General features: G+C 52.5%; 19 protein-coding genes and 2 tRNA genes. 6 read left to right on the top strand and 15 right to left on the bottom strand.

The window, feature by feature from the left end:
- Positions 1-31: 31 nt before the first annotated feature.
- The 3 genes from rho to trxA all read right to left on the bottom strand — a co-directional run bounded on the left by rho (position 32) and on the right by trxA (position 1,947).
- Positions 32-1,291, bottom strand: a complete 1,260-nt coding sequence (gene rho, locus OQV04_RS06185) for a transcription termination factor Rho (RefSeq protein WP_001054527.1) — start codon at positions 1,289-1,291, stop codon at positions 32-34.
- Between the two features lie 84 nt (positions 1,292-1,375).
- On the bottom strand, positions 1,376-1,477 hold the full coding sequence (gene rhoL, locus OQV04_RS06180) for a rho operon leader peptide RhoL (RefSeq protein ID WP_274446643.1): 102 nt from the start codon (positions 1,475-1,477) through the stop codon (positions 1,376-1,378).
- Between the two features lie 140 nt (positions 1,478-1,617).
- Positions 1,618-1,947 carry a thioredoxin TrxA gene (trxA, locus tag OQV04_RS06175; RefSeq protein ID WP_001280776.1) on the bottom strand — a complete coding sequence of 110 codons (330 nt, stop codon included), beginning with the start codon at positions 1,945-1,947 and terminating at the stop codon, positions 1,618-1,620.
- A 130-nt stretch (positions 1,948-2,077) separates the two neighbouring features.
- Here trxA and rhlB point away from each other — a divergent pair, with 130 nt between their 5' ends.
- Positions 2,078-3,343 (top strand): ATP-dependent RNA helicase RhlB, encoded by a 1,266-nt coding sequence (rhlB, locus tag OQV04_RS06170; protein ID WP_001553682.1) that lies wholly within the window; start codon positions 2,078-2,080, stop codon positions 3,341-3,343.
- Positions 3,344-3,478: 135 nt separating this feature from the next.
- Positions 3,479-4,963, top strand: a complete 1,485-nt coding sequence (gppA, locus tag OQV04_RS06165; protein ID WP_032281904.1) for a guanosine-5'-triphosphate,3'-diphosphate diphosphatase — start codon at positions 3,479-3,481, stop codon at positions 4,961-4,963.
- A 46-nt stretch (positions 4,964-5,009) separates the two neighbouring features.
- On the opposite strand, the gene rep is transcribed toward gppA, so the two are convergent.
- Positions 5,010-7,031, bottom strand: a complete 2,022-nt coding sequence (rep, locus tag OQV04_RS06160) for a DNA helicase Rep (protein WP_001238890.1) — start codon at positions 7,029-7,031, stop codon at positions 5,010-5,012.
- An 86-nt stretch (positions 7,032-7,117) separates the two neighbouring features.
- Here rep and ppiC point away from each other — a divergent pair, with 86 nt between their 5' ends.
- The gene (gene ppiC, locus OQV04_RS06155) at positions 7,118-7,399 is read left to right on the top strand and encodes a peptidylprolyl isomerase PpiC (RefSeq protein WP_001140251.1); all 282 of its coding nucleotides are present in this window, start codon (positions 7,118-7,120) and stop codon (positions 7,397-7,399) included.
- A gap of 45 nt (positions 7,400-7,444) precedes the next feature.
- On the opposite strand, the gene ilvC is transcribed toward ppiC, so the two are convergent.
- Positions 7,445-8,920, bottom strand: coding sequence for a ketol-acid reductoisomerase (gene ilvC / locus OQV04_RS06150; protein ID WP_000024951.1), 1,476 nt, complete (start codon positions 8,918-8,920; stop codon positions 7,445-7,447).
- A 149-nt stretch (positions 8,921-9,069) separates the two neighbouring features.
- On the opposite strand from ilvC, the gene ilvY reads away from it, so the two are divergent.
- Entirely contained in the window at positions 9,070-9,960 is an 891-nt protein-coding gene (ilvY, locus tag OQV04_RS06145; RefSeq protein ID WP_000365790.1) for an HTH-type transcriptional activator IlvY, read from the top strand.
- Here ilvY and ilvA read toward each other — a convergent pair.
- The 7 genes from ilvA to ilvL form a co-directional block, all read right to left on the bottom strand.
- Complete coding sequence (gene ilvA, locus OQV04_RS06140; protein ID WP_000785599.1) at positions 9,957-11,501, bottom strand: threonine ammonia-lyase, biosynthetic; 1,545 nt, start codon at positions 11,499-11,501, stop codon at positions 9,957-9,959. The two genes, ilvY and ilvA, sit on opposite strands and share 4 nt — an antisense overlap.
- A gap of 2 nt (positions 11,502-11,503) precedes the next feature.
- The gene (gene ilvD / locus OQV04_RS06135) at positions 11,504-13,354 is read right to left on the bottom strand and encodes a dihydroxy-acid dehydratase (protein WP_001562362.1); all 1,851 of its coding nucleotides are present in this window, start codon (positions 13,352-13,354) and stop codon (positions 11,504-11,506) included.
- 64 nt (positions 13,355-13,418) lie between these two features.
- Positions 13,419-14,348 carry a branched-chain-amino-acid transaminase gene (gene ilvE, locus OQV04_RS06130; RefSeq protein WP_000208520.1) on the bottom strand — a complete coding sequence of 310 codons (930 nt, stop codon included), beginning with the start codon at positions 14,346-14,348 and terminating at the stop codon, positions 13,419-13,421.
- Between the two features lie 19 nt (positions 14,349-14,367).
- Positions 14,368-14,631: an acetolactate synthase 2 small subunit gene (gene ilvM, locus OQV04_RS06125; protein ID WP_000983255.1), complete on the bottom strand. Its 264-nt coding sequence runs from the start codon at positions 14,629-14,631 to the stop codon at positions 14,368-14,370.
- A complete protein-coding gene (gene ilvG, locus OQV04_RS06120; RefSeq protein ID WP_032281903.1) occupies positions 14,628-16,274 on the bottom strand; it encodes an acetolactate synthase 2 catalytic subunit in 1,647 nt (548 codons plus the stop codon). The genes ilvM and ilvG overlap by 4 nt, the downstream gene beginning before the upstream one ends.
- A gap of 2 nt (positions 16,275-16,276) precedes the next feature.
- Positions 16,277-16,327 carry a peptide IlvX gene (gene ilvX / locus OQV04_RS06115; protein WP_001387183.1) on the bottom strand — a complete coding sequence of 17 codons (51 nt, stop codon included), beginning with the start codon at positions 16,325-16,327 and terminating at the stop codon, positions 16,277-16,279.
- Positions 16,328-16,413: 86 nt separating this feature from the next.
- The gene (gene ilvL, locus OQV04_RS06110) at positions 16,414-16,512 is read right to left on the bottom strand and encodes an ilv operon leader peptide (protein WP_001311244.1); all 99 of its coding nucleotides are present in this window, start codon (positions 16,510-16,512) and stop codon (positions 16,414-16,416) included.
- A gap of 341 nt (positions 16,513-16,853) precedes the next feature.
- On the opposite strand from ilvL, the gene OQV04_RS06105 reads away from it, so the two are divergent.
- Entirely contained in the window at positions 16,854-18,374 is a 1,521-nt protein-coding gene (locus OQV04_RS06105) for a YifB family Mg chelatase-like AAA ATPase (RefSeq protein ID WP_101969281.1), read from the top strand.
- Between the two features lie 24 nt (positions 18,375-18,398).
- On the opposite strand, the gene maoP is transcribed toward OQV04_RS06105, so the two are convergent.
- On the bottom strand, positions 18,399-18,737 hold the full coding sequence (maoP, locus tag OQV04_RS06100) for a macrodomain Ori organization protein MaoP (protein WP_000841001.1): 339 nt from the start codon (positions 18,735-18,737) through the stop codon (positions 18,399-18,401).
- 118 nt (positions 18,738-18,855) lie between these two features.
- Between maoP and hdfR the strand changes: the two genes are divergently transcribed.
- Positions 18,856-19,695, top strand: coding sequence for an HTH-type transcriptional regulator HdfR (gene hdfR, locus OQV04_RS06095; RefSeq protein ID WP_000379246.1), 840 nt, complete (start codon positions 18,856-18,858; stop codon positions 19,693-19,695).
- Between the two features lie 95 nt (positions 19,696-19,790).
- Here the strand turns inward: hdfR and OQV04_RS06090 are convergent.
- Together OQV04_RS06090 and OQV04_RS06085 are read right to left on the bottom strand one after the other, a co-directional pair.
- Positions 19,791-19,866 (bottom strand) — tRNA-Trp (locus tag OQV04_RS06090).
- An 8-nt stretch (positions 19,867-19,874) separates the two neighbouring features.
- Positions 19,875-19,951 (bottom strand) — tRNA-Asp (locus tag OQV04_RS06085).
- Positions 19,952-20,074: the final 123 nt, after the last annotated feature.

Here is a 20,074-nt window from a genome sequence, read left to right as displayed (position 1 = left end):
AAACACGTGGCGTTTTTGGCATAAGACAAATTTATGAGCGTTTCATCATTTCGAAGAAATCGTCATTGGTCTTGGTCATTGCCAGTTTATTAATGAGGAATTCCATTGCATCGATTTCGCCCATCGGGTGAATGATTTTGCGCAGGATCCACATTTTCTGCAGTTCTTCCTGAGTCGTGAGCAGCTCTTCTTTACGGGTACCGGAACGGTTGTAGTCGATAGCCGGGAAGACGCGTTTTTCAGCGATCTTACGAGAGAGGTGCAGTTCCATGTTGCCTGTACCTTTAAACTCTTCGTAAATAACTTCGTCCATTTTAGAACCGGTATCGATAAGCGCCGTCGCGATAATGGTCAGGCTGCCGCCCTCTTCCACGTTACGCGCCGCACCAAAGAAGCGTTTCGGACGATGAAGGGCATTGGCGTCCACACCACCTGTCAACACTTTACCTGACGCCGGAACAACGGTGTTGTAAGCGCGCGCCAGACGAGTGATGGAGTCGAGCAGAATGATAACGTCTTTCTTGTGCTCAACCAGGCGTTTCGCCTTCTCGATCACCATTTCCGCAACCTGAACGTGGCGAGATGCGGGTTCGTCAAAGGTAGAAGCAACAACTTCACCTTTTACCAGACGCTGCATCTCGGTTACTTCTTCCGGACGTTCGTCGATCAGCAGAACCATCAGCACACAATCCGGGTGGTTGTAAGCAATGCTCTGAGCAATGTTCTGCAGCAGCATGGTTTTACCGGCTTTCGGCGGTGCCACAATCAGACCACGCTGACCACGACCGATAGGTGATGCCAGATCCAGTACGCGAGCGGTTAAATCTTCAGTAGAACCGTTACCACGTTCCATACGCAGACGAGAGTTTGCGTGCAGCGGGGTTAAGTTCTCAAAGAGGATTTTGTTGCGGGCGTTTTCAGGTTTGTCGAAGTTAACTTCGTTAACTTTCAGCAGCGCAAAATAGCGTTCACCTTCTTTCGGCGGGCGAATCTTACCAGAGATGGTATCACCAGTGCGGAGGTTGAAACGGCGGATTTGGCTAGGGGAAACGTAGATGTCATCAGGACCGGCGAGGTAGGAGCTGTCTGCGGAACGGAGGAAACCAAATCCATCCTGCAATATCTCCAGTACGCCATCACCAAAGATATCTTCGCCACTCTTTGCGTGCTGCTTCAGGATGGCAAAAATAATGTCCTGCTTACGCATACGAGCCAGGTTTTCCAGCCCCATATTTTCGCCGAGAGTGATCAGCTCAGAAACCGGCGTATTCTTTAATTCGGTAAGATTCATAGTGGTGTGAGTTCTTAAACTTGGGGTAAATCTCGAACTTAATGTTGTGAATGGTATGGCAGGATCATCCATGCCTGTTTACGGTCATCGACTCATGTCTTTTCGCTGCTTGGTCACAGGAGAGTACGCAGAACTGAAACGACAAGACGGATTGAGTGACGAGCCAGAAATCTGTTCACTTCGCATTTAAGATAAAATGGGAAGCGTTGGAAATTACAAGATTCAAACTTAATAAGGTATGTTTAATACGAAGTCAACACTAAGTTAGCATGACTCACGCCGGGCGTCCAGTTTTTAGCGACGGGGCACCCGAACATGAAATTCCCTTACGCCAGGTTAGCGTCGAGGAACTCTTTCAACTGACCTTTAGACAGTGCGCCCACTTTGGTTGCCGCCACTTCACCGTTTTTGAACAGCAGCAGAGTCGGGATACCACGGATGCCATATTTCGGCGCAGTGCCAGGGTTTTGATCGATGTTCAGTTTTGCAACGGTCAGTTTGCCCTGATATTCGTCAGCGATTTCATCCAGAATCGGGGCGATCATTTTGCACGGACCGCACCACTCTGCCCAGAAATCGACGAGGATCGCCCCGTCCGCTTTGAGTACATCCGTGTCAAAACTGTCGTCAGTCAGGTGAATAATTTTATCGCTCATATATAACTCCACAGGAATAAGTCTGGCGTGTTGGTTTCGTTGTTGGTGTAACATTAACCAACTAAAGGTTGACTTTATTTCACCGGATACGCTTTCGTAAAGCAATAGTAAGCTGATATTCTACCACACTATGAGCAAAACACATTTAACAGAACAGAAGTTTTCCGACTTCGCCCTGCATCCGAAGGTTGTAGAATCCCTTGAAAAAAAAGGGTTTCATAACTGTACGCCCATTCAGGCACTGGCCCTTCCGCTGACGCTGGCGGGTCGTGACGTAGCCGGGCAGGCGCAAACCGGTACCGGGAAAACGATGGCGTTTCTTACGTCAACGTTTCATTATCTTCTCTCTCATCCTGCGATTGCCGATCGCAAGGTGAATCAGCCGCGTGCCTTAATTATGGCACCGACGCGTGAACTTGCCGTGCAGATCCATGCCGATGCGGAACCGCTGGCGGAAGCTACCGGCCTGAAGCTGGGTCTGGCTTACGGTGGTGATGGTTACGACAAACAGCTGAAAGTGCTGGAAAGCGGCGTTGACATTCTGATTGGCACCACGGGTCGTTTAATTGACTACGCCAAGCAGAACCACATTAACCTCGGTGCCATTCAGGTAGTGGTACTGGACGAAGCCGATCGCATGTACGATCTGGGCTTTATTAAAGATATCCGCTGGCTGTTCCGCCGTATGCCGCCTGCAAACCAGCGCCTCAACATGCTGTTCTCCGCCACGCTTTCGTACCGGGTACGTGAACTGGCGTTCGAGCAGATGAACAATGCCGAATATATTGAAGTGGAACCGGAACAGAAAACGGGCCACCGTATTAAAGAAGAGCTTTTCTACCCTTCTAACGAAGAAAAAATGCGTTTGCTGCAAACGCTGATCGAAGAAGAGTGGCCAGACAGAGCGATTATTTTCGCCAATACCAAACACCGTTGTGAAGAGATCTGGGGCCACCTGGCGGCAGATGGTCATCGTGTCGGTTTGTTGACAGGCGATGTCGCGCAGAAAAAACGTCTGCGTATTCTTGATGAATTTACCCGTGGCGATCTGGATATTCTGGTTGCCACCGACGTTGCCGCGCGTGGTTTGCATATTCCGGCAGTGACGCACGTCTTTAACTACGATTTACCCGATGACTGTGAAGATTACGTTCACCGTATTGGTCGCACAGGTCGCGCAGGCGCAAGCGGTCACTCTATCAGCCTGGCGTGTGAAGAGTATGCATTGAATTTGCCTGCTATTGAAACCTATATTGGTCACTCAATTCCGGTAAGCAAATACAATCCGGACGCATTGATGACCGATCTGCCAAAACCGCTGCGCCTCACGCGCCCACGTACAGGCAATGGTCCGCGTCGTACTGGCGCTCCGCGTAATCGTCGTCGTTCAGGTTAAATAAAAAATGTCATACTCAAAATCATTCAAACTGTATCAAGATGGCAAGAGAATGAATCCCGATGAGCTTACTGTAGTAAGTGATTCAGGTGAAAGAATGCAGCCAACACAGAGACAGATTGAAGGATGAAGAGTATGGGTTCCACCTCGTCGCTGTATGCAGCCATTGATCTCGGTTCGAATAGTTTTCATATGCTGGTTGTGCGCGAGGTGGCTGGAAGCATCCAGACGCTGACGCGAATAAAACGCAAAGTGCGTCTGGCTGCTGGCCTGAATAGCGAAAATGCCCTCTCCAATGAAGCAATGGAGCGCGGTTGGCAATGTTTGCGCCTGTTTGCTGAACGTCTGCAAGATATCCCTCCCTCGCAAATTCGCGTTGTCGCTACGGCGACGTTACGCCTTGCCGTCAATGCGGGTGATTTTATTGCCAAAGCGCAGGAAATTCTCGGTTGTCCGGTACAGGTGATCAGCGGTGAAGAGGAAGCACGTCTGATTTATCAGGGCGTTGCTCACACCACTGGCGGTGCCGATCAGCGCCTGGTAGTGGATATCGGCGGTGCCAGTACTGAACTGGTAACCGGCACGGGTGCACAAACTACCTCGTTGTTTAGCCTGTCGATGGGCTGCGTCACCTGGCTGGAACGCTATTTTGCCGATCGTAATCTGGGGCAGGAAAATTTTGATGCTGCAGAAAAAGCGGCACGCGAAGTGTTACGTCCGGTTGCCGATGAATTACGGTATCACGGCTGGAAAGTGTGCGTTGGTGCTTCCGGCACCGTGCAGGCGTTACAGGAAATCATGATGGCACAGGGGATGGATGAACGCATTACCCTGGAAAAGTTGCAGCAATTGAAACAGCGAGCCATTCATTGCGGTCGGCTGGAGGAACTGGAGATTGACGGGCTGACGCTGGAACGTGCGTTAGTGTTCCCGAGTGGTCTGGCGATCCTGATCGCCATTTTTACCGAACTGAATATTCAGTGTATGACCCTGGCGGGCGGTGCGCTGCGTGAAGGCCTGGTCTACGGCATGTTGCATCTGGCCGTCGAGCAGGATATTCGCAGCCGTACGCTGCGTAATATTCAACGCCGCTTTATGATCGATATTGATCAGGCACAGCGCGTAGCCAAAGTTGCAGCTAACTTCTTCGAACAGGTGGAAAACGAATGGCATCTTGAAGCAATAAGCCGCGATTTGCTCATCAGCGCCTGTCAGCTTCATGAAATCGGCCTGAGCGTTGACTTCAAACAAGCGCCGCAACACGCTGCTTATCTGGTGCGTAATCTGGATCTTCCCGGTTTTACCCCCGCACAGAAAAAATTGCTGGCGACGCTACTGCTCAACCAGACTAATCCGGTCGATCTCTCATCGCTGCATCAGCAAAATGCCGTACCGCCGCGCGTCGCAGAACAACTCTGCCGTTTACTACGCCTGGCCATCATTTTTGCCAGCCGTCGCCGTGACGATCTCGTGCCAGAGATGACATTACAGGCTAACCATGAACTGTTGACCTTGACGCTTCCGCAAGGTTGGCTAACCCAACATCCGCTGGGTAAAGAGATTATTGCTCAGGAAAGCCAGTGGCAGAGCTATGTCCACTGGCCGCTGGAAGTGCATTAATGAGTAAGTGCCGGATGCGATGCTGACGCATCTTTTCCGGCCTTGATTATTTCCCTCGTTTTGCCGCCATCATCGCTTTCAGATTCGCCAGATGGCTTTGCCCTTTCTGCATCCGTTCTTCGGCGCTGACCACTTTGCGCTCCTGTTCCCAAATCAGATCATCCTGCGGCAGCTCCAGCAAAAAGCGGCTCGGCTCCGGGCGCACCAGTTCGCCGTACTGACGGCGTTCTTTACACAGCGTAAAGGTCAATTCCTTCTGGGCGCGGGTAATGCCGACATAGGCCAGCCGCCGCTCCTCATCGATATTATCTTCATCGATACTGCTCTGGTGCGGCAAAAACCCTTCTTCCATACCGACCATGTAGACATAAGGAAACTCCAGCCCTTTCGACGCGTGGAGAGTCATCAGTTGCACCTGATCCAGCTCTTCTTCACTCTCACCACGCTCCATCATGTCGCGCAAAGTAAAGCGCGTCACCACCTGGGTGAGCGTCATCGGCTCATCCAGTTCGCTGCCTTCCAGCATCTCCGTCATCCAGCTAAACAGTTGGTTGACGTTCTTCATGCGCATTTCGGCTGCTTTCGGGCTGGGCGATGTTTCGTACAGCCAGGATTCATAATCCATGCCATGGATCAGATCACGCACCGCAGCAATCGGCTCCCGCTCCGCCAGGCGCTGGATTTCTGCCAACCAGTGAGTGAAGCGGGTCAATGCTTCATAACCACGTCCGCTAAGCGTCTGACTCAGGCCCATATCAAAGCTGGCGGTAAACATGCTTTTATTGCGCGTCATCGCCCATTCACCCAACTTTTTCAGCGTCGCCGGGCCAATCTCTCGCTTCGGCGTGTTAACGATACGCAGAAATGCGCTGTCATCGTCCGGGTTAGTCAGCACGCGCAGATAAGCCAGCAAGTCCTTGATTTCAGGACGAGAGAAAAACGACGTACCACCAGAAATTTTGTACGGGATGCGGTTTTGCATCAGGAATTTTTCAAACACCCGCGACTGATGGTTACCGCGATAAAGAATGGCGTAATCTTTGTACTGCGTTTTATTGACGAAGTGATGGGCGATCAGCTCGCCAGTAACGCGCTCGGCTTCATGTTCCTCGTTATTCGCGCTTAAAACTTTTAGCTCTGTGCCGTAACCCAGTTCGGAGAACAGACGCTTTTCAAAGACGTGCGGATTATTGGCGATCAGGATGTTCGCCGCTTTCAAAATACGTCCGGAAGAGCGGTAGTTCTGCTCAAGCTTAATCACCTTCAGCGCCGGAAAATCCTGACTCAGCAGCACCAGGTTTTGTGGACGTGCGCCGCGCCAGGAGTAGATCGACTGGTCGTCATCGCCCACCACGGTAAAGCGCGCGCGGCTGCCCACCAGCAGTTTCACCAGCTCATACTGGCTGGTGTTGGTGTCCTGATACTCATCCACCAGCAGATAGCGAATTTTGTTCTGCCAGCGCTCGCGGACTTCTTCATTGCGTTGCAGCAGCAACGTCGGCAATAAAATCAGATCATCGAAGTCGAGAACGTTACAGGCTTTCAGGTGTGCATCATACAGCCCATAACAATGGGCAAAAATACGGTCCCGCTCGCCAATCGCACTTGCTGCCGCCTGGGACGGTGTTTTGAGATCATTCTTCCAGTTAGAGATGGTCGAAATCAGTTGTTGCAGGAGAACTTTGTCATCTTCAATCAGCCCCTCGGTCAACTCTTTAAGCAAAGCAAGCTGATCGGTATCGTCAAACAACGAGAAGTTCGCTTTCATCCCAAGCGCCGCATACTCGCGTTTGATGATATCCAACCCCAGCGTGTGAAAAGTGGAGATCATCAGCCCGCGCGCCTCTTTGCGACCCAGCGTCTGCCCGACACGCTCTTTCATCTCGCGCGCCGCCTTATTGGTAAAGGTCACCGCCGCGATATGTCGCGCCTGATAACCGCAACCGCGGATCAGATGGGCGATTTTATTGGTGATCACACGAGTTTTACCGGAACCCGCGCCCGCCAGCACCAGGCAGGGGCCGGTAACGAATTCGACAGCTTGTTGTTGGCCGGGGTTTAGACGCATAGGAAAATCGCTCAATGAAAGTCGGGAGGGGAAAATAACAGCGTGGTAGTATAGCCAGCCTCATCCTTACCACTCAAGGCACGATCATGGCAAAAACAGCAGCAGCACTGCATATCCTTGTAAAAGAAGAGAAACTGGCTCTGGATCTTCTCGAGCAGATTAAGAACGGGGCCGATTTTGGCAAGCTGGCGAAGAAACACTCCATTTGCCCATCAGGCAAACGCGGCGGTGATTTAGGTGAATTCCGCCAGGGTCAGATGGTTCCGGCGTTCGATAAAGTTGTGTTCTCTTGTCCGGTACTGGAGCCGACTGGCCCGCTGCATACCCAGTTCGGTTACCACATCATTAAGGTGCTTTACCGTAACTAACAGTAAGGCCTTCTCCAGGAGAAGGCCTTGAACTCTGAATCGCTATTAACCCGCAACAGCAATGCGTTTCATATCTGTCATATAGCCGCGCAGTTTCTTACCTACCTGCTCAATCGCATGGCTGCGAATCGCTTCGTTCACATCACGCAGTTGCGCGTTATCTACCGCCCCTTCCGGAATAGCTTTACCCAGGTCGCCCGGTTGCAGCTCTGCCATAAACGGTTTCAGCAACGGCACACAAGCGTAAGAGAACAGATAGTTACCGTACTCGGCGGTATCAGAGATAACCACGTTCATTTCGTACAGACGCTTACGGGCGATGGTGTTGGCAATCAGCGGCAGTTCGTGCAGTGATTCATAGTAAGCAGATTCTTCGATGATGCCGGAATCAACCATGGTTTCAAACGCCAGCTCAACGCCCGCTTTCACCATCGCGATCATCAGTACGCCTTTATCGAAGTACTCCTGCTCGCCGATTTTGCCTTCATACTGCGGCGCGGTTTCAAACGCGGTTTTGCCGGTTTCTTCACGCCAGGTCAGCAGTTTCTTATCATCGTTGGCCCAGTCCGCCATCATACCGGAAGAGAATTCGCCGGAGATGATGTCATCCATATGTTTCTGGAACAGCGGTGCCATGATCTCTTTCAGCTGTTCAGACAGCGCGTAAGCACGCAGTTTCGCCGGGTTAGAGAGACGGTCCATCATCAGGGTGATGCCGCCCTGTTTCAGCGCTTCGGTGATGGTTTCCCAGCCGAACTGAATCAGTTTTTCTGCGTATGCCGGATCGGTGCCTTCTTCCACCAGCTTGTCGAAGCACAGCAGAGAGCCGGCCTGCAACATACCGCACAGAATGGTTTGCTCGCCCATCAGGTCAGATTTCACTTCCGCAACGAAAGAGGATTCCAGCACGCCCGCACGATGACCACCGGTTGCCGCCGCCCATGCTTTAGCGATCGCCATACCTTCGCCTTTCGGATCGTTTTCAGGGTGAACGGCAATCAGCGTCGGTACGCCGAATCCACGTTTGTACTCTTCACGTACTTCGGTGCCAGGGCATTTCGGCGCAACCATGACTACGGTGATATCTTTACGGATCTGCTCGCCCACTTCGACGATGTTGAAACCGTGCGAGTAACCCAGCGCCGCGCCGTCTTTCATCAGTGGCTGTACGGTGCGCACTACATCAGAGTGCTGCTTGTCCGGCGTCAGGTTAACCACCAGATCCGCCTGTGGGATCAGTTCTTCGTAAGTACCCACTTTAAAACCATTTTCGGTCGCTTTACGCCAGGACGCGCGCTTCTCGGCAATCGCTTCTTTACGCAGAGCGTAGGAGATATCGAGACCAGAATCACGCATGTTCAGGCCCTGGTTCAGACCCTGTGCGCCACAGCCGACGATGACTACTTTTTTACCCTGAAGGTAGCTCGCGCCATCGGCGAATTCATCGCGCCCCATAAAGCGACATTTGCCCAGCTGTGCCAGCTGCTGGCGCAGATTCAGTGTATTGAAGTAGTTAGCCATGGTGATTCCTCGTGATGTTGTGCTTCTTATTGTTCGGTTCGCGTTTGCGAGATTGAATTCACTATATGACAGGAAATTTATTGCGGAAATTGATATATTCACAACGTCACATTGCAATTTCTGCAACGTCAACATTGAGGGCTGCGCCATTGGATTTACGCGATCTGAAAACCTTCCTGCATCTGGCGGAAAGCCGCCATTTTGGCCGCAGCGCGCGGGCGATGCACGTTAGCCCGTCCACGCTCTCACGGCAGATTCAGCGCCTGGAAGAAGATCTCGGTCAGCCGCTGTTTGTGCGCGATAACCGCACGGTGACGCTGACTGAAGCGGGCGAAGAGCTGCGCGTTTTCGCCCAGCAAACGCTGTTGCAGTATCAGCAGTTGCGCCACACCATCGATCAGCAAGGGCCGTCGCTCTCTGGCGAATTACATATCTTCTGCTCGGTGACCGCTGCCTACAGCCATCTGCCGCCGATTCTGGATCGCTTCCGCGCGGAACACCCGTCGGTGGAGATTAAACTTACTACTGGTGATGCGGCAGATGCGATGGAAAAGGTGGTCACTGGTGAAGCGGATCTGGCGATTGCGGGTAAACCGGAAACCTTGCCCGGCGCAGTGGCGTTTTCGATGCTGGAGAATCTGGCAGTAGTGCTGATTGCCCCCGCGCTGCCCTGCCCGGTGCGTAATCAGGTGTCGGTAGAGAAGCCGGACTGGTCAACGGTGCCGTTTATCATGGCCGATCAGGGGCCGGTACGCCGCCGCATTGAACTGTGGTTTCGGCGTAACAAAATCAGTAACCCGATGATTTACGCCACGGTTGGCGGGCATGAAGCGATGGTATCGATGGTGGCGCTCGGCTGTGGCGTGGCGCTGTTGCCGGAAGTAGTGCTGGAAAACAGCCCCGAACCGGTGCGTAACCGCGTGATGATTTTAGAGCGCAGCGATGAAAAAACGCCGTTTGAACTGGGCGTTTGTGCGCAGAAAAAGCGGCTGCATGAGCCGCTGATTGAGGCGTTCTGGAAGATTTTGCCGAACCATTAACCCGCCAAAAAGAACCTGAACGCCGGATTATTGGTTTCGTCGTGGCAATCGTAGCCCAGTTCATTCAGCCGGGTTTCGAAATCCGGTTCATGGTCGCCAAGTTCGAACGCCGCCAGTACGCGCCCGTAGTCGGTGCCATGGCTGCGATAGTGGAACAAAGAAATGTTCCAGTGCGTACCCAGCGTGTTGAGGAAGCGCAGCAGCGCGCCCGGCGATTCCGGGAATTCGAAACTGTAGAGGCGTTCCTGCAACGGATGCGACGGACGCCCGCCAACCATATAGCGCACATGCAGCTTCGCCATTTCGTCGTCGGAGAGATCAACCACGCTGTAGCCGCCGTCGTTGAGCATCTGCAAAATTTCTTTGCGCTCTTCGAGGCCGCGGCTCAGGCGCACGCCGACAAAGATGCAGGCGTTTTTGGCATCGGCAAAACGGTAGTTGAACTCGGTGACCGATCGCCCGCCAAGCAGTTGGCAGAATTTGAGGAAGCTGCCTTTTTCTTCCGGAATGGTCACCGCCAACAACGCTTCACGCTGTTCGCCCAGTTCGCAGCGTTCCGAGACGTAGCGCAGGCCGTGGAAGTTCACGTTGGCACCGGAAAGAATATGCGCCAGCCGTTCGCCGCGAATGTTGTGCTGGGCGATATATTTTTTCATTCCCGCCAGCGCCAGCGCGCCAGAGGGTTCCGCCACCGCGCGCACATCTTCGAATAAATCCTTCATCGCCGCACAGATCGCATCACTATCGACGGTGATGATGTCGTCGAGATACTCCTGGCATAAACGGAAGGTTTCGTCGCCGATGCGTTTTACCGCGACACCTTCGGCGAACAGTCCCACGCGTGGCAGATCAACCGGATGACCCGCATCCAGCGCTGCTTTCAGGCAGGCGGAGTCTTCCGCTTCTACGGCGATCACTTTGATTTGCGGCATCAGTTGTTTGATCAGCACCGCCACGCCCGCAGCCAGACCGCCGCCGCCGACTGGCACAAATACGCGGTCGAGATGGGCGTCCTGCTGGAGCAGTTCCAGCGCCAGCGTGCCTTGCCCGGCAATCACCATCGGATGATCGAACGGCGGCACCCAGGTGAACCCCTGTTGCTGTGACAGTTCGATCGCTTTGGCTTTCGCTTCATCAAAGTTCGCGCCGTGGAGCAGCACTTCGCCGCCAAAGCCGCGCACCGCGTCGACTTTGATGTCGGCGGTGGCGGTTGGCATAACGATCAGGGCCTTCACGCCTAACCGCGCAGAAGAAAACGCGACGCCCTGCGCGTGGTTACCCGCAGAAGCAGTGATCACGCCGTGCGCTTTTTGTTCTTCCGTCAGGCCCGCCATCATGGCGTATGCGCCGCGCAGCTTAAAGCTGTGCACTGGCTGGCGATCTTCGCGCTTCACCAGAATGACGTTATCAAGACGCGACGACAGTTTTTCCATTTTTTGTAGCGGCGTAACCTGCGCCGCCTCGTAAACCGGCGCGCGCAGCACTGCTCTTAAATATTCGGCACCTTCCGGAGCACCGGACAGGGGTTGCGAGTCAGCCATTATTAACCCCCCAGTTTCGATTTATCGCGCACCGCGCCTTTGTCGGCGCTGGTTGCCAGGCTGGCATAAGCACGCAGGGCAAAGGAGACCTGACGTTCACGATTTTTCGGCGTCCAGGCTTTGTCACCCCGAGCTTCCTGCGCTTCACGACGCGCCGCCAGTTCGGCATCGCTTACCTGTAACTGAATGCCACGGTTCGGAATGTCGATGGCGATCAGGTCGCCGTCTTCAATCAGGCCAATGCTGCCGCCGCTTGCCGCTTCCGGTGAGACGTGGCCGATAGAAAGGCCAGAGGTGCCGCCAGAGAAACGACCGTCGGTGATCAGCGCACAGGCTTTACCGAGACCCATTGATTTCAGGAAACTGGTTGGGTAGAGCATTTCCTGCATCCCCGGACCGCCTTTCGGGCCTTCATAGCGAATTACTACCACATCGCCCGCGACAACTTTACCGCCGAGAATCGCTTCTACCGCGTCGTCCTGGCTTTCGTACACTTTCGCCGGGCCGGTGAATTTGAGGATGCTGTCATCGACGCCCGCGGTTTTAACGATGCAGCCGTTTTCTGCGAAATTACCGTAGAGCACCGCCAGGCCGCCGTCTTTGCTATAGGCGTGTTCCAGCGAGCGGATACAGCCATTGGCGCGATCGTCGTCCAGCGTATCCCAACGGCAATCTTGCGAGAATGCCTGGGTGGTACGAATGCCTGCAGGGCCGGCGCGGAACATATTTTTTACCGCGTCATCCTGGGTCAGCATAACGTCGTATTGTTCCAGCGTTTGCGGCAACGTCAGGCCAAGTACGTTTTTCACATCACGGTTCAGTAACCCCGCACGATCCAGCTCGCCGAGAATACCGATAACACCACCAGCACGGTGAACATCTTCCATATGGTATTTTTGGGTGCTCGGCGCGACTTTGCATAACTGCGGAACCTTGCGGGAAAGCTTATCGATATCACTCATGGTGAAGTCGATTTCCGCTTCCTGTGCCGCCGCCAGCAGGTGAAGTACGGTGTTGGTAGAGCCGCCCATCGCGATATCGAGCGTCATGGCGTTTTCAAACGCCGCCTTACTGGCGATATTACGCGGCAGTGCACTATCGTCGTTTTGCTCGTAGTAACGTTTGGTCAATTCAACAATGCGTTTACCGGCATTGAGGAACAGCTGCTTACGGTCGGCGTGAGTTGCCAGCAGCGAGCCGTTGCCCGGCTGCGACAGGCCCAGCGCTTCGGTCAGGCAGTTCATTGAGTTAGCGGTAAACATCCCGGAGCAGGAACCGCAGGTTGGGCATGCGGAACGTTCAACCTGATCGCTCTGGGAGTCAGATACTTTCGGGTCTGCGCCCTGGATCATCGCATCAACCAGATCGAGCTTGATGATCTGATCGGACAGTTTGGTTTTCCCGGCCTCCATCGGGCCGCCGGAAACAAAGATCACCGGAATATTCAGGCGCAGAGAGGCCATCAGCATCCCCGGGGTGATTTTGTCACAATTAGAGATGCAGACCATTGCGTCGGCGCAGTGGGCATTGACCATATACTCAACGGAATCAGCGATCAGTTCGCGAGATGGCAGTGAATAAAGCATCCCCCCGTGGCCCATGGCGATCCCATCATCCACCGCAATGGTGTTGAACTCTTTGGCAACGCCGCCAGCCGCTTCAATTTGTTCGGCGACCAGTTTACCGAGATCGCGCAGATGGACGTGACCCGGTACAAATTGGGTGAACGAGTTCACAACCGCGATAATCGGCTTACCGAAATCGGCGTCGGTCATTCCGGTGGCGCGCCACAGCGCACGAGCACCCGCCATATTACGACCATGAGTGGTGGTGGCGGAACGGTACTTAGGCATACTTTATTTACTCCCAGTGTCTGTCTCGTAAATGGGACGGTGCGTGCCGTCCCATTTTTTGTATTTATTGATTAACTTGATCTAACCAGCCCCATTTATCTTCGGTTTCGCCAGTGAAGAGGCCGAAGAAGGCTTGCTGAATGCGTTTGGTGACCGGGCCACAACGGCCTTCGCCAACCTGAATACCGTCTACGCTGCGCACTGGCGTGATTTCTGCCGCTGTCCCAGACATAAACACTTCATCAGCCAAGTACAGGGATTCGCGCGACAGCACCTGCTCACGCACTTCAATTCCCAGCTCTTTCGCCAGTTTGATGATGGCGTCACGAGTAATACCCGGCAGCGCGGATGAGGTGAACGGTGGGGTGAACAGCACACCATCTTTCACTTCAAACAGGTTTTCACCTGCGCCTTCAGAGATGTAACCATTCACATCCAGCGCGATACCTTCCTGATAACCGTGGCGGCGCGCTTCACTACCCACCAGCAGGGAAGAGAGATAGTTACCACCGGCTTTCGCCGCGGTTGGGATGGTGTTTGGTGCTGCACGGTTCCAGGAGGAAACCATCGCATCGATCCCCTGCTCCAGCGCTTCTGCGCCCAGATACGCTCCCCACGGGAAAGCGGCGATAATCACATCGGTTGAGTATCCCGCTGGCGGGTTAACGCCCATACCAACATCACCGACGAAGATCAGCGGACGGATATAGGCGCTGGTGAGATTGTTTTTGCGGATCACGTCACGACAAGCTTCCATCAGCTCATCAATGCTCTGCGAAACCGGGAAGCGATAGATTTTGGCGGAGTCATGCAGACGCTGCATATGCTCACGATGGCGGAATACAACCGGTCCTTTGTGCGAGTCGTAGCAACGGATGCCTTCAAAAACCGAGGTGCCATAGTGCAGCGCGTGCGACATCACATGCACCTTCGCGTCTTCCCAGCGAACCATCTCCCCATTGAACCAAATGTAATCAGCTTTCTTCGTGGTCATTTTTATATTCCTTTTGCGCTCAGGCGCGGATTTGTTGTGATGTGGTTGTGCTCTGGCAGATGGCAACGTGTGCGACGTCCACCAGTTTATTTAACTGACTAAACAGTAAGTCGACCGACCGTGGGCTGGCAACGGTCAATTCGATATTTATATTTTGTGCATCGCTGGCGGCGGCCATATTCATTGAGCAGACGTGGAAACCACGATGACGCACCACGCGTAAAACACGTTCTAAGGTTTCCGGATTGAAGCGAGCCGATACATTGACCTGATGTTGCATCATGATAATTTCTCCAACATTTCTGAATTACTGGCACCAGGCGGCACCAGCGGCCAGACGTTCTCAAGTTCGTCGATTGAGACATGAAGCAGGTATGGCCCATCACTGTTCAGCATGGTGTCGAGTGCCGCTTCAACCTGGTCTTTACGGGTGATGTGTTGGCCAGGGATGCCGAAGGCGCTGGCTAACATGAGGAAATCGGGGTTATCGGTAAGGGTGGTTTCGCTGTATCGTTCCTGGAAAAACAGTTGCTGCCATTGTCGAACCATCCCTAACCGTTGGTTATCGAGTAAGACGATTTTCAACGGTAACTGCTTGCGTTTTACGGTGCCCAGCTCTTGCACATTCATCATGAAAGAGCCGTCACCGGAGATACAGACAACGGTATCGTTTGGTCGCGCGACTTGCGCGCCAACCGCCGCCGGTAAACCAAAACCCATGGTGCCTAAGCCGCTGGAGGTGATGAAATTTTCCGGGCGAGTGTGGGCGATGTGCTGGGCAGCCCACATCTGGTGCTGCCCCACATCTGTGGTCACGACACAATCCGCAGGTTTTCGATCCGACAGTTGTTTTAACAACAACGGCGCGTAGATAGCGTCACCGGGATGGTCGTAACGCCAGGTATGTTCATCACGCAGCTGCGTGCAGTATTGCTGCCAGTCATTGATATTTAACGGCTGCTGTAATGCTGGTAACAGAGCATTTAAATCACCCTGTAATGCCACATGTGCCTGACGCAGCTTGTTCATTTCTGCCGGGTCGATATCCATATGGATAACACTGGCGTGTGGTGCAAAGGTGTTCAGTTTGCCGGTCACCCGGTCATCAAAACGTGCACCCACGGCGATCAACAAGTCACATTCCTGCACCGCAAAGTTCGCCGCTTTGGTGCCGTGCATTCCCAGCATGCCCAGATAGTACGGATAATCTGCATCAACTGCGCCCAGCCCTTTCAACGTGCAGGTGGCAGGCATTTTTGTGGCAGCGAGAAATTCTCGTAAAGCAGGAACTGCCTGCGCCATACCCACGCCACCGCCAACGTACAGCATCGGTTTTTGCGCTTTTGCCAGCATCTGGCGCGCTTGCTCGACTTCGGCATGTGGGAAAGTCACTTCGTTTTCAACGGTGGTGAACCACGGTTCCAGGTCACCGCTGGCTAGCTGGATATCTTTTGGGATATCGACCAGAACCGGACCAGGACGACCTGAGCTGGCAACGTCGAATGCTTCAGCCATAATGCGCGGCAACTCTTTCAGCGACTGCACCAGAAAGCTGTGCTTGGTACAGGCTAACGACAATCCCAGGACATCCACTTCCTGAAATGCGTCAGTGCCGATAAACGGTGCGGACACTTGACCGGTGATGGCAACAACAGGGATAGAATCTAACAGTGCGTCCGCAAGCCCGGTTATCAGGTTGGTCGCGCCCGGACCAGACGTGGCGATACATACGCCAGTTTTGCCGGTAGCACGAGCATAACCGATAGCCGCCATTGCCGCACCCTGCTCATGTCGGCACAGCAAGTGCTCCACGCCGCCGTCATACAATGCATCGTAAACCGGCATAATTGCGCCACCCGGATAACCGAAAACGGTGTTCACACCCTGTGCCCGCAACGCATGTACCACCCACTGTGCGCCATTCATAGTTAGTTCCCCGTCCTGAATCTTGAGAAACAGAATTTTGTGCTGTTATTCATTGTCTGCTCCTCGGTTATGTTTTTAAGGTCAAAAAAAACCCCCGGACCTTTCGGTGCGGGGGTCTTAGTTCGTTAAGGCTTGATCTCTAAGCCTTTCCTCGTCCAAGTGCAGCCCCGCACGGTGGGATAATAATCACCACCACGCTAATCACGACCAGGCTAATCACTCGTAGAAGGGCTGTCATTTTGTCTTTTCTTGCATCTTGTTCGAAGGAATGCCTAAAGAGTTACCATAGATTTTGCGAATAGCACAAGATATTTTTTGGCCGTTTTTTATGATGGCTTTAACAATTTCAATAGAAATTGTTGTTTTTTAAAAAGAAAATAGTGAGTGAAAAAAATTCAATTTCAGTACGAATGTTGTTCCCTCCCTCGTAGTTCATCCTTTGTCCGCTGCATTTTTGCGAGCATCATTCCACCGCCAGAACAACTCAACTTCACTTGCACAAATAAACAGGAATCAGCCACTAAAATTCACGAATTAGCGGGCTATCTTATGCACATAATGGTGACTCAAGGAGGGCTTATGTCACTGTCAATTGTTCATACCCGCGCAGCCCTGGGAGTAAATGCGCCCCCAATCACTGTTGAGGTACATATCAGTAAAGGTTTGCCCGGCTTAACGATGGTGGGCTTACCAGAAACAACGGTAAAAGAAGCTCGCGATCGCGTGCGCAGCGCCATTATCAATAGCGGATATGAATATCCGGCGAAAAAAATCACCATTAACCTTGCTCCAGCCGATCTACCAAAAGAAGGGGGACGATATGATTTACCTATCGCCATTGCGTTGCTGGCGGCCTCAGAACAGCTTACAGCCAATAAGTTAGATGAATATGAATTAGTCGGAGAACTGGCGCTTACAGGCGCTCTACATGGCGTTCCCGGCGCAATCTCCAGTGCAACTGAAGCTATTAAGTCGGGCAGAAAAATTATCGTCGCGAAAGATAACGAAGATGAAGTGGGGCTAATTAACGGAGAAGGATGCTTGATAGCCGATCATCTGCAGGCTGTCTGTGCGTTTCTGGAAGGTAAGCACACTCTCGAACGCCCGAAACCAACTGATGCAGTATCCCGGGCGCTACAACATGATCTCAGTGATGTTGTCGGTCAGGAGCAAGAAAAGCGAGGACTGGAAATTACCGCCGCTGGTGGGCACAACCTTTTACTGATTGGACCGCCGGGAACAGGTAAAACAATGCTCGCCAGCCGTATTAATGGTCTTTTGCCAGATTTAAGCAATGAAGAGGCACTGGAGAGCGCTGCGATATTAAGTCTGGTAAATGCTGAATCAGTACAAAAACAATGGCGGCAGCGCCCGTTCCGCTCACCGCATCACAGTGCGTCGTTAACTGCGATGGTGGGCGGTGGTGCAATTCCAGGGCCTGGTGAAATTTCGTTGGCGCATAACGGTGTGCTTTTTCTTGATGAGCTACCTGAATTTGAACGGCGTACACTGGATGCTTTGCGAGAGCCGATTGAATCTGGGCAGATCCATCTTTCACGCACACGAGCAAAAATAACCTATCCAGCCCGTTTCCAGCTTGTTGCGGCGATGAATCCCAGCCCTACCGGACATTATCAGGGAAACCATAACCGCTGCACGCCAGAACAGACATTACGTTATCTCAACCGGCTCTCGGGGCCCTTTCTCGACCGCTTCGATCTCTCACTGGAGATCCCATTACCACCCCCCGGCATTTTGAGTAAAACGGTAGTGCCGGGAGAAAGCAGCACCACCGTTAAACAACGTGTAATGGCTGCCAGAGAGCGCCAATTTAAGCGGCAGAATAAGTTGAACGCCTGGCTGGATAGTCCGGAAATACGCAAATTCTGCAAGCTTGAGAGCGAAGATGCGCAGTGGCTGGAAGAAACGCTGATCCATCTGGGGTTATCGATTCGTGCCTGGCAGCGGTTATTGAAAGTTGCACGAACCATTGCTGATATTGATCAGTCTGACATTATCACACGTCAGCATTTGCAGGAGGCAGTTAGCTATCGTGCGATTGACCGTTTGCTCATCCATCTGCAAAAACTACTGACATAAAAAAAGGGCATTTCGCCCTTTTTATTAATCGTCAGAATCGGTGTAGTCTTCAGCACCTTCAACCTGCGGTTTACCGCCGGAAAGGGTGTGAAAACGTTTTGGACGCTTAATACGCGTCATATACTTAGACCACACGCGTTCTGCTTCTGTCACTGGCTCACGTTCGCCACGGCATACTGCTACGAAGAGTTTCTCTTCCTCGGTAACCGGCTCGCGTTTGCCAAGATCCAACTCATTGAAGGCATAACCATGACGCTCAAGCAGTTGTGCCTCTTTGATGGTGAAATCACCATGACGAGAGAATCCACGTGGATAATGTTTATTGTCGAAATATCGATTAGTCGTCGTAAAGCTTTCCGCCATCCTGCACGCTCCTAATTCTTTGACCGAGCTAGTTATGGCGCGGAGTATTAGTTACGCTTGACAGAGTGTAAAACAAAACATTTAAATCATAACGACAAATAATTTTGCGGAGAGCACTGTGGATACGGAATTGTTAAAAACTTTCCTGGAAGTTAGCCGAACGCGTCACTTTGGTCGAGCGGCTGAATCGCTCTATCTGACCCAGTCAGCAGTGAGCTTTCGAATCAGACAACTGGAAAATCAACTGGGTGTGAACCTTTTCACCCGCCACAGAAACAATATCCGTTTAACCGCTGCCGGTGAAAAACTACTGCCTTATGCAGAAACGCTCATGAGCACCTGGCAGGCCGCCCGTAAGGAGGTGGCGCATACCTCACGACATAACGAGTTTTCTATCGGTGCCAGCGCCTCATTGTGGGAATGTATGCTTAATCAGTGGCTGGGACGTTTGTATCAAAATCAGGATGCCCATACAGGCTTACAGTTCGAAGCGCGAATTGCCCAACGGCAGTCTCTGGTAAAACAGCTGCATGAACGCCAGCTTGATCTTCTTATTACCACTGAAGCGCCCAAAATGGACGAATTTAGTAGTCAGTTGCTGGGGTATTTCACTTTAGCGCTTTATACCAGTGCCCCTTCTAAACTAAAGGGAGATCTTAACTATCTGCGACTGGAGTGGGGGCCAGATTTTCAACAGCATGAGGCAGGTTTGATCGGTGCTGACGAAGTGCCCATTCTGACAACCAGTTCTGCTGAACTGGCACAGCAACAGATTGCGATGCTTAATGGTTGCACCTGGCTACCCGTCAGCTGGGCGCGTAAAAAAGGCGGCCTGCATACCGTTGTCGATAGCACAACACTTTCACGGCCGCTTTATGCCATATGGCTGCAAAATAGCGATAAAAATACGTTGATTCGCGATCTATTGAAAATTAACGTGCTGGATGAAGTGTATTAATCTGAATGGCTGGCAAGGATGCCGGTAGAAGGATTTACTTCAGAGAGGGTTATTTCAGATAAAAAAAATCCTTAGCTTTCGCTAAGGATGATTTCTGGCAGGGGCGGAGAGACTCGAACTCCCAACACCCGGTTTTGGAGACCGGTGCTCTACCAATTGAACTACGCCCCTAATTAGGGTGGCGGAACGGACGGGACTCGAACCCGCGACCCCCTGCGTGACAGGCAGGTATTCTAACCGACTGAACTACCGCTCCACCGAATTCTTTTACAACCACCGGTTTTATGACCGGCTTACTGCTTAATTTGATGCCTGGCAGTTCCCTACTCTCGCATGGGGAGACCCCACACTACCATCGGCGCTACGGCGTTTCACTTCT

The organism is Escherichia sp. Lx600-2, assembly GCF_036662595.1.
GTDB classification, from domain to species: Bacteria; Pseudomonadota; Gammaproteobacteria; order Enterobacterales; family Enterobacteriaceae; genus Escherichia; species Escherichia coli.
The sequence above is the reverse complement of the archived record's forward strand: the minus strand, read 5'-3'. Positions and strand labels throughout refer to the sequence as shown.

Bases quoted from the DNA above. Each gene is read 5' to 3' on its own strand.
- OQV04_RS06105 (WP_101969281.1), top strand. From the start codon at position 16,854: ATGTCACTGTCAATTGTTCATACCCGCGCAGCCCTGGGAGTAAATGCG.
- ilvE (WP_000208520.1), bottom strand. From the start codon at position 14,348: ATGACCACGAAGAAAGCTGATTACATTTGGTTCAATGGGGAGATGGTT.
- rep (WP_001238890.1), bottom strand. From the start codon at position 7,031: ATGCGTCTAAACCCCGGCCAACAACAAGCTGTCGAATTCGTTACCGGC.
- gppA (WP_032281904.1), top strand. From the start codon at position 3,479: ATGGGTTCCACCTCGTCGCTGTATGCAGCCATTGATCTCGGTTCGAAT.
- ilvG (WP_032281903.1), bottom strand. From the start codon at position 16,274: ATGAATGGCGCACAGTGGGTGGTACATGCGTTGCGGGCACAGGGTGTG.
- ilvM (WP_000983255.1), bottom strand. From the start codon at position 14,631: ATGATGCAACATCAGGTCAATGTATCGGCTCGCTTCAATCCGGAAACC.
- ilvC (WP_000024951.1), bottom strand. From the start codon at position 8,920: ATGGCTAACTACTTCAATACACTGAATCTGCGCCAGCAGCTGGCACAG.
- maoP (WP_000841001.1), bottom strand. From the start codon at position 18,737: ATGGCGGAAAGCTTTACGACGACTAATCGATATTTCGACAATAAACAT.
- ilvA (WP_000785599.1), bottom strand. From the start codon at position 11,501: ATGGCTGACTCGCAACCCCTGTCCGGTGCTCCGGAAGGTGCCGAATAT.
- ilvD (WP_001562362.1), bottom strand. From the start codon at position 13,354: ATGCCTAAGTACCGTTCCGCCACCACCACTCATGGTCGTAATATGGCG.
- rhoL (WP_274446643.1), bottom strand. From the start codon at position 1,477: ATGCGAAGTGAACAGATTTCTGGCTCGTCACTCAATCCGTCTTGTCGT.
- rho (WP_001054527.1), bottom strand. From the start codon at position 1,291: ATGAATCTTACCGAATTAAAGAATACGCCGGTTTCTGAGCTGATCACT.
- ilvL (WP_001311244.1), bottom strand. From the start codon at position 16,512: ATGACAGCCCTTCTACGAGTGATTAGCCTGGTCGTGATTAGCGTGGTG.
- rhlB (WP_001553682.1), top strand. From the start codon at position 2,078: ATGAGCAAAACACATTTAACAGAACAGAAGTTTTCCGACTTCGCCCTG.
- trxA (WP_001280776.1), bottom strand. From the start codon at position 1,947: ATGAGCGATAAAATTATTCACCTGACTGACGACAGTTTTGACACGGAT.
- ppiC (WP_001140251.1), top strand. From the start codon at position 7,118: ATGGCAAAAACAGCAGCAGCACTGCATATCCTTGTAAAAGAAGAGAAA.